At 54.5% G+C, this 13,112-nt stretch carries 10 protein-coding genes; 6 read left to right on the top strand and 4 right to left on the bottom strand.

Annotation, left to right across the window (positions count from 1 at the left end; all coding sequences use genetic code 11):
• Window positions 1-5: 5 nt before the first annotated feature.
• The 3 genes from glyQ to PY990_RS09985 all read right to left on the bottom strand — a co-directional run bounded on the left by glyQ (window position 6) and on the right by PY990_RS09985 (window position 3,296).
• Entirely contained in the window at window positions 6-932 is a 927-nt protein-coding gene (gene glyQ / locus PY990_RS09975; RefSeq protein WP_275271474.1) for a glycine--tRNA ligase subunit alpha, read from the bottom strand.
• Between the two features lie 78 nt (window positions 933-1,010).
• On the bottom strand, window positions 1,011-2,501 hold the full coding sequence (locus PY990_RS09980; RefSeq protein ID WP_275271475.1) for an NAD-dependent succinate-semialdehyde dehydrogenase: 1,491 nt from the start codon (window positions 2,499-2,501) through the stop codon (window positions 1,011-1,013).
• An 18-nt stretch (window positions 2,502-2,519) separates the two neighbouring features.
• On the bottom strand, window positions 2,520-3,296 hold the full coding sequence (locus PY990_RS09985; protein WP_275271476.1) for a 16S rRNA (uracil(1498)-N(3))-methyltransferase: 777 nt from the start codon (window positions 3,294-3,296) through the stop codon (window positions 2,520-2,522).
• A 137-nt stretch (window positions 3,297-3,433) separates the two neighbouring features.
• Here PY990_RS09985 and tkt point away from each other — a divergent pair, with 137 nt between their 5' ends.
• From tkt to PY990_RS10000, 3 genes are all read left to right on the top strand, one after another.
• Entirely contained in the window at window positions 3,434-5,431 is a 1,998-nt protein-coding gene (tkt, locus tag PY990_RS09990; RefSeq protein WP_275271477.1) for a transketolase, read from the top strand.
• Window positions 5,432-5,484: 53 nt separating this feature from the next.
• A complete protein-coding gene (gap, locus tag PY990_RS09995) occupies window positions 5,485-6,495 on the top strand; it encodes a type I glyceraldehyde-3-phosphate dehydrogenase (RefSeq protein ID WP_275271478.1) in 1,011 nt (336 codons plus the stop codon).
• A 261-nt stretch (window positions 6,496-6,756) separates the two neighbouring features.
• A complete protein-coding gene (locus PY990_RS10000) occupies window positions 6,757-8,751 on the top strand; it encodes a S8 family peptidase (protein ID WP_275271479.1) in 1,995 nt (664 codons plus the stop codon).
• Here PY990_RS10000 and PY990_RS10005 read toward each other — a convergent pair.
• On the bottom strand, window positions 8,705-9,259 hold the full coding sequence (locus PY990_RS10005) for a rhomboid family intramembrane serine protease (protein ID WP_275271480.1): 555 nt from the start codon (window positions 9,257-9,259) through the stop codon (window positions 8,705-8,707). The two genes, PY990_RS10000 and PY990_RS10005, sit on opposite strands and share 47 nt — an antisense overlap.
• Before the next feature lie 89 nt (window positions 9,260-9,348).
• Between PY990_RS10005 and PY990_RS10010 the strand changes: the two genes are divergently transcribed.
• Genes PY990_RS10010 through fba form a run of 3 tightly spaced genes read left to right on the top strand, consistent with a single transcriptional unit; the run spans window position 9,349 to window position 13,112 of the window.
• The gene (locus tag PY990_RS10010) at window positions 9,349-10,530 is read left to right on the top strand and encodes a phosphoglycerate kinase (protein WP_275271481.1); all 1,182 of its coding nucleotides are present in this window, start codon (window positions 9,349-9,351) and stop codon (window positions 10,528-10,530) included.
• Entirely contained in the window at window positions 10,530-12,008 is a 1,479-nt protein-coding gene (gene pyk, locus PY990_RS10015; protein WP_275271482.1) for a pyruvate kinase, read from the top strand. The genes PY990_RS10010 and pyk overlap by 1 nt, the downstream gene beginning before the upstream one ends.
• A 39-nt stretch (window positions 12,009-12,047) precedes the next feature.
• On the top strand, window positions 12,048-13,112 hold the full coding sequence (gene fba / locus PY990_RS10020) for a class II fructose-bisphosphate aldolase (RefSeq protein WP_275271483.1): 1,065 nt from the start codon (window positions 12,048-12,050) through the stop codon (window positions 13,110-13,112).

The raw sequence follows: 13,112 nt of genomic DNA on the forward strand, positions 1-13,112 counted from the left end.
GGATATCAGGCCGCTTGTGTATTGGGGGTGTTGCACATGGGGAAGCCCAGCTTTTCGCGGGAGTCGAAATAGGCTTGCGCCACTGCGCGTGACAAATTGCGGATTCGGCCGATGTAGGCCGCGCGTTCGGTCACAGAAATAGCACCGCGCGCATCCAGCAGGTTGAATGTGTGTGCAGCTTTCAAAATCATTTCATAGGCGGGCAAGGCCAAGCCCACTTCGATCAGGTGTTTGGCTTCCGCCTCATATTCACCAAAGTGGCGAAACAACATGTCGGCATTGCTGTGCTCAAAGTTGTAAGTGGACTGCTCCACTTCGTTTTGATGGAATACGTCGCCATAGGTCAGCACTTTCTTCACGCCTTTTTCTTCGCGCTCGGTCCACACTAGGTCGTACACGTTTTCCTTGCCTTGCAAATACATGGTCAGGCGTTCAATGCCGTAAGTGATTTCGCCCAGAATTGGCGAACAATCCAGACCGCCCACTTGTTGGAAATAAGTGAACTGGGTTACTTCCATGCCGTTGAGCCACACTTCCCAGCCCAGGCCCCAGGCACCCAATGTTGGGTTTTCCCAGTTGTCTTCCACAAAACGAATGTCGTTTTGCTGGGTGTCAATACCCAAGGCCTCAAGGCTGCCCAAGTACAGGTCAATGATGTTTTCTGGAGATGGCTTCAGCACCACCTGAAATTGATAGTAGTGCTGCATGCGGTTGGGGTTTTCACCATAGCGGCCGTCTTTGGGGCGACGCGAAGGCTGTACATACGCAGCATTCCAGGGCTCAGGCCCCAAGGCGCGTAAAAAGGTAGCTGTGTGGCTGGTGCCCGCGCCCACTTCCATGTCGAAGGGTTGCAAGAGGGCGCAACCTTGTTGGTCCCAATAATTTTGCAGGGTCAAGATGGCCTGTTGAAACGTCAGCGGTTTCTTTTCCATGTGCGCCAGTGTCCTTCGTAATTCTGTGTTTGTATTCCGATTGCACCGTATTGTAATGGTTGGCTGGGGCTTTCGAACTTAGAGCGTGCCAATGCACAGGTACTTCATTTCCAGAAACTCTTCGATGCCCCAAACCGAGCCTTCCCGGCCCAGCCCAGACTGCTTCACCCCACCAAAAGGTCCCACTTCGTTGGAGAAAACTCCCACATTGATGCCCACCATGCCGTATTCCAAGGCACGACTAACGCGGAAGGTGCGCGCCGAGTTCTCGGTGTAAAAGTAGGCAGCCAGGCCAAAAGGCGTGTTGTTGGCATAGTTGATGGCCTGTTCTTCAGTGTCGAACGGGAAAATGGCCGCCAGCGGGCCAAAGGTTTCCTCTTTCGCCACCAGCATTCGGTGGTCGGCATTGTCGATCAGTGTGGGTTGGAAAAAACGGCCACCCAGGGTGTGGGGTTTGCCGCCATACAGCAGTTTCGCGCCCTTCTCAAGTGCGTCGTCCACATGTTTTTGAACTTTGGCAACAGCGTTGTCATCAATCATTGGGCCAATACTGGCTTTGGTTTTCAGGCCGTCGCCCACTTCCAGTTTGGCAATTCGGGCTTGCAGCTTGTCGGCAAAAGCCTGTTGTACACCGCGTTGTACGTAAATGCGGTTGGTGCAGACGCAGGTTTGGCCCGCATTTCGAAATTTTGAGGCAATCAAGCCATCGGCAGCTTTGTCGAGGTCGGCGTCTTCAAACACGATAAACGGCGCATGGCCACCCAATTCCAGGCTCAGTTTCTTGATGGTCGGGGCGCATTGTTGCATCAGGATGCGACCTACTTCCGTGCTGCCTGTGAAGGTGAGTTTGCGTACGATCTCGCTTTCGCACAACACTTTGCCAATCTCGATGGAACGGTCAGCGTCGCCGGTGATCACGTTCAGCACACCAGCCGGAATGCCTGCCTGGCGTGACAATTCAGCCAATGCCAATGCACTAAGCGGGGTTTGTTCGGCGGGTTTGATGACCACTGTACAGCCAGCAGCCAATGCGGGTGCCACCTTGCGGGTAATCATGGCGATCGGAAAATTCCATGGCGTAATGGCTGCGCAAACGCCGATGCCTTGTTTCAACACCAGCAGTTCGCGACCCAATTGGGGTGATTCCAGCACGCTGCCTTCGATGCGTTTGGCCTGCTCGGCAAACCATTCCACAAAGCTTGCGCCATAAATGACTTCGCCTTTGGCTTCGGCCAGGGGTTTGCCCTGTTCCAGGGTCATCAAAAATGCGAGGTCGTCGGCGTTGTCGATGATGAGGTCAAACCACTTGCGCAGCATTTGCGCCCGGCTCTTGGCGGTGGTGTTGCGCCAGCTGGCCAGTGCTTTTTCAGCACACAGAATGGCGTCGTGGGCCAATGCGATTGAGGTATTACCAACTTGCGCAATGGTCTCGCCTGTGGAGGGGTTGTCTACTGGAAAATCAACTTCACATTCATGAAAACTGCCGTATACAAATGGGTTTGTTTGCAACAGGTTGGGGTTCTTGAATTCAAATGTGTTGTTCATTGTTTGGCTTTGGGTACTGCTCATGTCTGTCTCTCTTGTTGTTCAATGTGCTTCAAGGTTTAGCAAGGCTGTCAGCTGCGCTGTGCAGGCCACTGCAAATGTTTCGGTTCGCAAAACACGTTGCGAAAAATTCAGGGGCAGGGCACCCAGTTGCGTGGCGGTGTCAGTTTCTTCGGGTGACCAACCACCTTCCGGACCCACGCAAATGACCAAAGGTTCCTCCGCGTTTGCCTGGGGAGTCCAATTTCGCAATCCCCGTTCGGCTTGAGGTGTAAACCAAAGTACATGCGCGCTGGGCCAGGTTTGTGCCACATATTCAAGTGCATCAAAAAGAGACCTGACTGGTTCAACTATGGCCAGTTGTTCCCGTTCGCTTTGCAAGCTCGCCGCCAAAACCACGCGTTCCCAATGGGCTTGCCGCTTGGCAGCCCGTTCACCTTCCAGTTTAACCACGCTGCGCTGGGCCTGAACCGGGTGAAAGCCGGCTACGCCCAATTCTGTGCATTTTTCAAGCACCCAATCCATTTTGTCGCCCTCTGGCAGGGCCTGTAGCACGTGCAAGGGTCTATTCAGCTCGGTGTTTCGCATGGCCAGTTGGTCGCTGATGTAAATTTGCGCCAGTTTCTTCGATGCATAGTGGATTGTGGCGTGGTACTCACAGCCTTTGCCATTCCAGACGCGCACTGCCTCGCCTTCACGCAGGCGCAAAACCCTTGAGGCGTAATGCATCAAGTCGTCCGACAGATCAAGCACTTGGCTCGCGCTGTTGCAGTGTTCTAGCAGGAAGCGTGGTAAGCGCTTGCCTTTGTCGTGTTTCATGTTTCCCTGTCTTTATTGAATGGTTTGTCCGCGGGGGGGCGCTTTATTGGGATAGCTTTGATAAAATTCATTTTTTTCCAACTTTGCCACAGGCATAACCCTCAATCCCCATACCTATGTCCTCTTCGTCAAAGAACATGGCCAACGCGATTCGCGCGCTCGCCATGGATGCAGTTCAAGCCGCCAAATCCGGGCATCCCGGCATGCCAATGGGCATGGCCGAAATCGCAGTGGCCTTGTGGGCCCGCCACCTGAAGCACAATCCGCAAAACCCCCTGTGGGCTGATCGCGACCGCTTTGTGTTGTCCAACGGCCACGGCTCCATGTTGATTTACGCGCTGCTGCACCTGACCGGCTACGACTTGCCGATTGAGGAACTGAAAAATTTCCGCCAGCTGCATTCTAAAACACCAGGCCATCCCGAGGTGGACATTACCCCCGGAGTTGAGACCACCACCGGTCCCTTGGGGCAGGGCATTGCGAATGCAGTGGGCTTGGCTTTGGCTGAGAAACTGTTGGCAGCCGAGTTCAATGAGGCGGGTTTCCCAATCGTTGATCACAACACCTATGTGTTTCTGGGCGACGGTTGCCTGATGGAAGGTATTTCTCATGAGGCCTGTTCGCTGGCGGGTACGCTGGGCTTGTCCAAGCTCATCGTGATGTACGACGACAACGGCATTTCAATCGACGGTGAGGTAGAGCACTGGTTTGCCGACAACACGCCCAAGCGTTTTGAGGCCTACGGCTGGAATGTAATTCCCAACGTGAATGGTCACGATGTAGACGCCGTGGATGCCGCAATTGCGCAGGCCAAGCAAAATGCTGCGCTGGACAAGGGGCCAACCCTGATTTGTTGCAAAACGAATATTGGCGAAGGCTCGCCCAACCTGGCCGGTACCGACAAAGTACACGGCGCACCGCTGGGCGATGCTGAAATTGCCGCAACCCGCGCCGCGATTGGTTGGGAACATGCGCCCTTCGAGATTCCTGCTGAGGTTTACAATGCCTGGGATGCGCAGGTTGAGGGCGCTGCTCGCCAGTCGGCCTGGGACAAGCTGTTTGACGCCTACACTGCCAAATTCCCGGCCAAGGCTGCGGAGTTCAAGCGCCGCATGGCGGGTGATTTGCCTGCCCAATTTGAACAGACTGCTGCCCGTTTGCTGGCCGAAGTGGCTGCCAAAGGCGAAACCATTGCTACCCGCAAAGCGAGCCAAAACGCGATTACCCTATTGGCAGCTGAATTGCCTGAATTGCTGGGCGGTTCTGCTGACCTGACGGGTTCGAATTTGACCAACTGGCCCAATTGCGTGGCCGTGCGTCGCAACAAAGACGGCTTTACTGCGGGTAATCACATTAACTGGGGTGTGCGCGAGTTCGGCATGAGTGCTGCGCTCAACGGTGTGGCCCTGCATGGCGGTTACATTCCATTTGGCGCTACTTTCCTGACCTTCTCTGATTACAGCCGCAATGCCCTGCGCATGGCCGCGCTCATGAAGAAGCGCAATATTTTTGTGTTCACCCACGACTCAATCGGCCTGGGTGAAGACGGCCCCACCCACCAGCCTGTTGAGCATGCCGCCACCCTGCGCTTGCTGCCCAATATGGATGTGTGGCGCCCTGCTGATTCAGTGGAATCCATGGCAGCCTGGAACAGCGCAGTGATGCGCAAGGACGGCCCGAGCAGCTTGTTGTTCAGCCGCCAAAACCTGCCATTCCTGGCCCGTTCGGAATCGGTATTGAATTCGATCGCCAAAGGTGGTTATGTGTTAGCCGATGCAGCCGATGCCAAGGTCACCTTGATCGCCACGGGCTCCGAGATTGAAATCGCCATGAACACGCAGAAGGCTTTGGCTGAGAAAGGTATCGCGGCGCGTGTGGTGTCCATGCCTTCAACCAATGTATTTGATCGCCAAAGCGCTACCTACAAGGCCGAAGTGCTGGGCACAGCGCCGATCGCTGTAATTGAGGCGGGTATGACCGATGGCTGGTACAAATATATTGCACAGGCTGGTGTGAAAGGCACCGTGTTGGGCATGAGCACCTTTGGTGAATCTGCACCTGCTGGCGCTCTGTTCAAGCATTTTGGGCTAACCACCGAGAAGTTTACCGAGGCCGCCTTGGCTTTGGCTCAATAACAGGCATTGGCTTAAGAAACCGAATATTTGATTTACTTTCAAGGAGATTTGTCATGACCATTCGCGTAGCGATCAACGGCTATGGCCGCATCGGCCGAAACGTATTGCGTGCCCACTATGAAGGTGGCAAAAAACACGACATTCAAATCGTGGCGATCAATGATTTGGGCGATCCCAAAACCAACGCTCACCTGACCCAGTACGACACTGCGCACGGCCGTTTCCCCGGCACAGTGACTGTCGATGGCGATTACATGGTGGTCAATGGCGACAAGATCAAGGTACTGGCCAATCGCAACCCTGCCGAATTGCCATGGGGCGAGTTGGGTGTGGACGTGGTAATGGAGTGCACAGGCTTTTTTACCTCCAAGGAGAAGGCATCTGCCCACCTGAAAGGTGGTGCCAAGAAAGTGATTATTTCCGCCCCTGGCGGTAAAGACGTCGATGCCACGGTTGTATTTGGTGTGAACCACGGCGTGCTGAAAAGCACCGATACAGTGATCTCTAACGCGTCTTGTACCACCAACTGCTTGGCCCCGCTAGTCAAGCCTTTGAATGATGCAATTGGCCTTGAAACCGGCCTGATGACCACCATTCACGCCTACACCAATGATCAGGTGTTGACCGATGTGTACCACGAAGACCTGCGCCGTGCCCGTTCTGCCACCATGAGCATGATCCCCACCAAAACAGGTGCGGCTGCTGCGGTTGGATTGGTGTTGCCAGAACTGAACGGCAAACTGGATGGCTACGCTGTGCGCGTGCCCACCATCAACGTGTCCATGGTTGACCTGTCGTTCATTGCCAAGCGCGACACGACAGTTGAAGAAGTGAACAGCATTCTGAAGGCTGCCGCCGAAGGCCCATTGAAGGGTGTGTTGGAATACAACGAGGCGCCTTTGGTGTCGATCGACTTCAATCACAACCCGGCTTCAAGCGCGTTTGATGCCACTTTGACCAAAGTCAGCGGCAAGCTGGTGAAAGTGTCCAGCTGGTACGACAACGAGTGGGGTTTCTCCAATCGCATGTTGGACACCACCGTTGCACTGATGAACGCGAAGTAATTTCCCAAGTCCGTGCCATCAAAAACCGGGCCTTGAGCCCGGTTTTTTTACGTCATCGTATTCCTCAAAAAACCTCCCCCTTTTGTGGGTCTCCCTACCCCTATTGGTCATGTGCAAAGCCTTGTTTCATGCCGTTAAAGCGGTATTCGTCAGGCTTTGGCGAGGTGGCTGAGAAGTAGGCTCCGTTCTGCTTTCTATTCAACAAATTGATTGCGCACCTCGCTGGGTAACCTGAACCCATTGTGATAAGCGAGTATTGCCATGTTGACCTTCCGTCCCAAAAAGCAAAAACTGACACCCCTGCGTGTGCTGGTCACCAGCGTTTTGCTGATGCTGTGGATTCTCTTGGTTGCGCCGGCCCATGCGCAAAGTGGCGGTGCTCAATTCATTATCAAATTGAAGAACTCGGTTGAGCTGAGCAGCGCGCCGTCCCTTCGCCGCCTGGAAAAAGAAGGTGAATTTCTTGCCGATGTGATGGCGAGAAACAATGTGGATGCCACTTGGTTGCGCGCAGGTTCGGTGGGTACACATGTGATGCGTTGGGGTAGCAGCGTGCGTACGGGTGATCAGCAATCCATGCTGAACCGCCTGGCCAGTGACCCCGAGGTGGAGTTTGCAATTGAAGACCGGCCTGTGCGTGCATTTGCAACACCCAACGACCCAACCTTTGCCAACCAGTGGGCCTTGCGTTCTACATTGAACACTGCAGGCGCAAAATTTGATCAGGCTTGGGATGTGGTTCGCGGGAGCGCCGATGTGGTCGTGGCTGTGTTGGACACAGGTGTGGTTTTTGAAACTCCCGATTTGATGGGTCGATTGCTCAGCGGTTATGACTTTGTCTCGGACGTACCTACAGCCAATGATGGAAACGGCCGCGATGCCAATGCAGCAGACCCTGGCAACTGGATCAGCACGGAAGATTCCCAGACTTCTACTTTCTCGGGTTGCAGCGTCAAGAATTCAAGCTGGCACGGCACTTTTGTGGCTGGGCAGGTGGCTGCAAACACCCACAGCGACTCCGATGTGGCGGGCGCCGACTGGAACGTGAAAGTGCTGCCTGTGCGGGTGCTCGGCAAATGCGGCGGCCTGCTGTCGGATGTATTGGATGCGATGCTGTGGTCAGCTGGCCTTGATGTTCCGGGCATTCCTCGCAACCCCAACCCGGCCGATGTGATTAATCTGAGTTTGGGTAGCCCGACTACCTGTAGCTCATTTGAGCAAACAGTGGTGGATCGAGTGAATGCAGCGGGTTCTTTGGTGGTGGCCGCAGCTGGAAACAGCGGTGGCTCAGCCGATTCACCAGCGAACTGTAACAACGTACTGTCGGTGGGCGCTTTGGATCGAGATGGCAGCCGCGCCAGTTACAGTGCAATTGGCAGCGCGATCAGCTTGATGGCACCTGGCGGTTTCAGCAATGGTTTGGTGGGCTTGGGCAACTCGGGCACTACCACGCCTGCATCGGCCAGTTTGGTCAGTAAAACCGGTACGTCTTTCGCTGCACCTTTGGTGGCAGCGACGGCTGGGTTGATGCGCGCCATTAATCCTGCACTGACGCCAGCCCAATTGCGTAGCCAAATTTTGGGCAATACGTCAGGTTTTTTAAGTCCCAGAAGCAGCACCTGCACGGCCAATCAGGGTTCAGGCAGTTGCAATTGCACCACCGCTGTGTGTGGCGCTGGCATGCTGAATGCCTTTGCAGCGGTGTCCGCTGTGAAAGGAATCCGCCCTGTGGCGAATGCCTCTGCATCAGCCAATGGCTTGGGCACGAGCGGATATCAGGAGAGTGCCACCGGCTTGCATCCTGTCCGTTTGCGTGGTTCTGCCAGCAGCGTTGCGGCGGGGCGCAGCATCGCTTCTTATGCCTGGACGCAGGTGTCGGGTGAGCAGCTGATGACTGGCACGCAAACCACTGCCGATGTTGACTTGCCAGCCCCGACTTCAAGCTCTGACTTGGTGTTTCAACTCACCGTGACCGACTCGGTTGGCGAAGCGCACAGCAGCTTCACAGCCCTGCGTGTGGTGGCCAGCGGGGATGATGGTAGTTCACCCTCATCGGTGGCCAGTGCCAGTTCAGGTGGCACTACCACACCCACAACTGACAACGGTTCGGGCTCCAGCTCGGCAGTCTCCGCAGGTGGCGGCGGTGGCGGTGGTGGCGGTGCCACCACATTGCCTGGTTTGCTGATGCTCACCCTGCTGATTGGGTTGTTCAGGAAGGTGTGTTCTGCTCAAGCCACCATGACCGGAAAATTATAGCCAGTCCGAATAAAAGACCACCCAAGGCACCCCCTCTATGGGCCTCAAATGCAATCGGGCCGCCCACCAAAGCATCGGTGGTGTGGCCAGAATTCCATTCAAGTATCAGCTTTGCAATCAGCCCAGCGGCAAGAACCCACAAAGGCCAGCCCAGAGCAGGTTTGCTTGGGGTTCTGTGCAGCGCAAGCAGCAGGCAGGCAGTGAACTGAAAATGCAGGGCGCCGCTCAATCCGCAATACCATTGAACAGGCTCAATCTGGCTCAAGTAAAACGCAAGCCATACCAGTGAAAGCAACTGTACCCACAGCCATTCGCGTTGGCTTCGCTGGTTCGAAAATCCCCAGGCCACAATCGCCAAGCCGGCCAGGTTCAGACTCAGGTGAACCCAGCCCAGGTGGGTAAACTGCGCTATCAGGATGTAAATGAAGAATGAGTCAATTAAATCAAGCCCTTGCCGGGCGAAGTCGGGCGCAAAAACTTGCCCTGCAATTGCCAATATTCCAATCACAAAGGAGTAGGCAACCCCGAGGAAAAGCGGGCTGGGGGCGTTATAATTCCGGATTGTTTCCAATAACCTTCCTTGAGAGTTGAAAAGCAATGTTGCGTTTCCTGCGCCTGACCGACCAAAACGTATCCAACAAACGCGTGTTGATCCGCGTCGATTTTAACGTGCCAGTGGATGCAAATGGCAACATCACGGAAGACACCCGCATTCGTGCCTCTTTGCCCGGCATTGAATATTGCTTGAATAACAACGCAGCCTTGCTGCTGACCAGCCACTTTGGCCGACCCACCGAGGGTGAGTACGATGAGAAGTTGAGTTTGGCCCCAGTGGCCGCGCGACTGGGTGAATTGTTGGGTCGCCCTGTGCGCCTGGTCAAAGACTGGGTAAATGGCGTGGACGTGAAAGCAGGTGAAGTATTGCTGCTGGAAAATTGCCGATTCAACAAAGGCGAGAAAAAGAACAACCCTGAACTTGCACAAAAAATTGCTGCGCTCTGCGACATCTATGTCAATGACGCCTTTGGCACGGCCCATCGTGCAGAGGCCACTACTCACGGCGTGGCACAATATGCGCCAGTGGCTTGTGCGGGCCCTTTGCTGGCTGCTGAACTTGATGCCTTGGGTGCAGCGCTTTCCGCTCCCAAACGCCCCATGGTCGCAATTGTCGCGGGTTCTAAGGTGTCGACCAAACTAACAATTCTGAATAGTCTGGCCGACAAAGTGGACCAGTTGATTGTGGGTGGCGGTATCGCCAATACATTCATGGCTGCGCTGGGCTTGCCAATCGGCAAGTCGCTTGCCGAGCACGACCTGGTGGGCGAGGCCAAAACCATCATCGACAACATGAAAGCCCGAGGTGCTGCTGTGCCAATTCCGAGCGATGTGGTGGTGGGCAAAGAATTTTCCCCTACAGCTTATGCCACCAGCAAGAAAGTGGCTGATGTCGCCGCCGATGACATGATTTTCGACATTGGCCCCAATACAGCCGAGGAATTGGCTGCCATTCTGGACAAAGCCGGCACCATTGTGTGGAACGGCCCCGTGGGGGTGTTTGAGTTCGATCAGTTTGGCAAAGGCACCGAGCGCCTGGCTATGGCGATTGCAAATTCCAAGGCCTTTTCGATTGCGGGTGGAGGAGATACTTTGGCGGCCATTTCAAAGTACAACATTGGTGATCAGGTCAGCTATATTTCCACCGGTGGCGGCGCATTTCTTGAGTTTCTGGAGGGTAAAACCCTGCCGGCCGTAGAGATTCTTCAACAGAGAGCGGCTTAATGTCTAATTCAGGGAGCAAATTGGTGCCCAACGTGTATGTACCCCGTCAAACCAAAATAGTGGCTACTTTGGGGCCGGCATCCACTGATCCCGCCGTTCTTGAGCGAATGATCGCCGCGGGCATGAATGTGGTGCGGGTCAACTTCTCGCACGGCACTGCCCAGGAGCACATAGATCGGGTCAAAACCGTGCGTGAAATTGCCGCCCGTTTGAAGCGCGACATTGCTGTGATGGCCGATTTACAAGGGCCCAAAATTCGAATTGGTGTGTTTGCCAACGGATTCACCAACCTCGTTAATGGTCAGCCCTTTGTGCTGGAAGCCAAGTGCGACTCAGGTGACGACGAGCATGTTGGGTTGGATTATCCCGAGCTGGTGAATGATGTCAAAACAGGCGATACCCTGTTGCTGGATGACGGCAAGATTGTACTGAAAGTCAAAAAAGTAACCCCCAGTCAAATTCACTGTGAAACTGAAGTGGGTGGTGTGCTCAAGAATCGCAAGGGCATTAACAAATTGGGCGGTGGTTTGTCCGCACCTGCCCTCACGTCGAAAGACATGGAAGACATCCGCACCGCTGTGGCTTTCGAGGCTGACTACATTGCGGTCAGCTTTCCCAAAAGCGGTGCGGATATGTACATGGCTCGCGAACTGACTCGCGCTGCCGGCGGCCACGCCATGATGATCGCCAAGATCGAACGTTGTGAGGCGCTTGAGAATCTGGATGATTTAATACGCTCTTGCGATGGTTTGATGGTGGCTCGTGGTGATTTGGCCGTTGAAATTGGTGATGCTGCGGTGCCTGCGGCTCAAAAGCGCCTTATTCGCGCCGCTCGGGAAGCCAACAAGCTGACCATTACTGCTACCCAGATGATGGAAAGCATGATTGAAAGCCCCGTGCCCACCCGCGCTGAAGTGTCCGATGTGGCCAATGCAGTGCTCGATGGCACAGACGCTGTGATGTTGTCAGCTGAAACCGCTGCGGGCAAGTTCCCAGTAGAAACAATTGTGGCCATGGCCCGAGTGTGCGTTGAAGCAGAAAAGTCAGCCACCATCAGCCTGGATGCCGATTTCCTGAATCGCAAGTTCAAGCGAGTGGATCAGTCCATTGCAATGGCGGCTTTGTTCACCGCACACCACCTTGAAGTGAAGGCGATTGCTGCACTGACTCAGTCTGGTTCAACCGCATTGTGGATGTCGCGTTTGAACAGTGGCGTGCCGATTTTTGCGCTGACGCCCGAGGAGAAAACCCGCCGTCGCCTGTCGATGTACCGCGATGTGCGCACTGTCATGATGCAGTACGAAACTGAGGACCGTGAGGTGTTGCTGGCGAAATCAGAGCAGGCTTTGCTGGATGCCAAAGTGGTTGAGTTGGGTGATCTGATTGTGATCACCATTGGTGAGCCAATTGGTAAATCGGGCGGAACCAACACCATGAAAATTGTTCGCGTGGGCGAACACATTGGCTTGCTGAATTAACCAGTTATTTGACTAATTTTATTTTTCGGAGACTTTGAAATGCCTCTCGTATCCATGCGCCAACTGCTGGACCATGCCGCCGAAAACGGCTATGGCATCCCCGCCTTCAATGTGAACAACCTGGAACAGGTTCAGGCTGTTATGGCCGCTGCCGACGAGGTGGGTGCGCCTGTTATTCTTCAAGCCAGCGCGGGTGCCCGCAAGTACGCCGGTGAGCCATTCATCAAGCACCTGATTCAGGCGGCTGTGGAAGCATTTCCGCACATTCCGCTGGTTATGCATCAAGACCATGGCACAAGCCCCAAGGTTTGCCAGGGCGCCATCGATCTGGGCTTTGGCTCGGTCATGATGGACGGCTCTTTGATGGAAGACGGCAAAACACCTGCTTCATTCGACTACAACCTTGAAGTGACCCGCAAAGTGGTGGAAATGGCACACAAGGTGGGTGTAACAGTGGAAGGTGAACTGGGTTGCCTGGGTAACCTGGAAACCGGTGAAGCGGGCGAAGAAGACGGCATTGGCGCTGAGGGTAAACTGGATCACAGCCAAATGCTGACCGATCCCGAAGAGGCCGCCGTGTTTGTCAAGGGCACGCAACTGGACGCTTTGGCCATCGCCATTGGTACCAGCCATGGTGCCTACAAGTTCAGCCGCAAGCCCACTGGCGACATTCTTGCCATTTCACGCGTGAAGGAAATTCATGCCCGAATTCCAAATACACACTTGGTGATGCACGGTTCATCGTCGGTACCCGCAGAACTGCTGGCCATCATCAACCAGTACGGCGGCAAAATGAAAGAAACCTATGGTGTGCCTGTGGAGGAAATTCAGGAAGCCATCAAGTACGGCGTGCGCAAAATCAATATTGACACCGACATTCGCCTGGCCATGACTGGTGCGGTGCGTAAGTTCTTGTTCGAGAACCCTGACAAATTCGACGCTCGTGAGTGGCTAAAGCCCGCGCGTGAAGCGGCCAAGCAAATTTGCAAACAGCGTTACATGGAATTTGGTTGTGAAGGGCAGGGTGCGAAAATCAAGCCGATTCCCATGAGCGAAATTGCACAGAAATACGCCAAAGGCGAACTCGCGCAAATCGTTCAATAA

Origin of the sequence: Limnobacter olei, assembly GCF_029087225.1 — a bacterium.
GTDB lineage: Bacteria > Pseudomonadota > Gammaproteobacteria > Burkholderiales > Burkholderiaceae_B > Limnobacter > Limnobacter olei.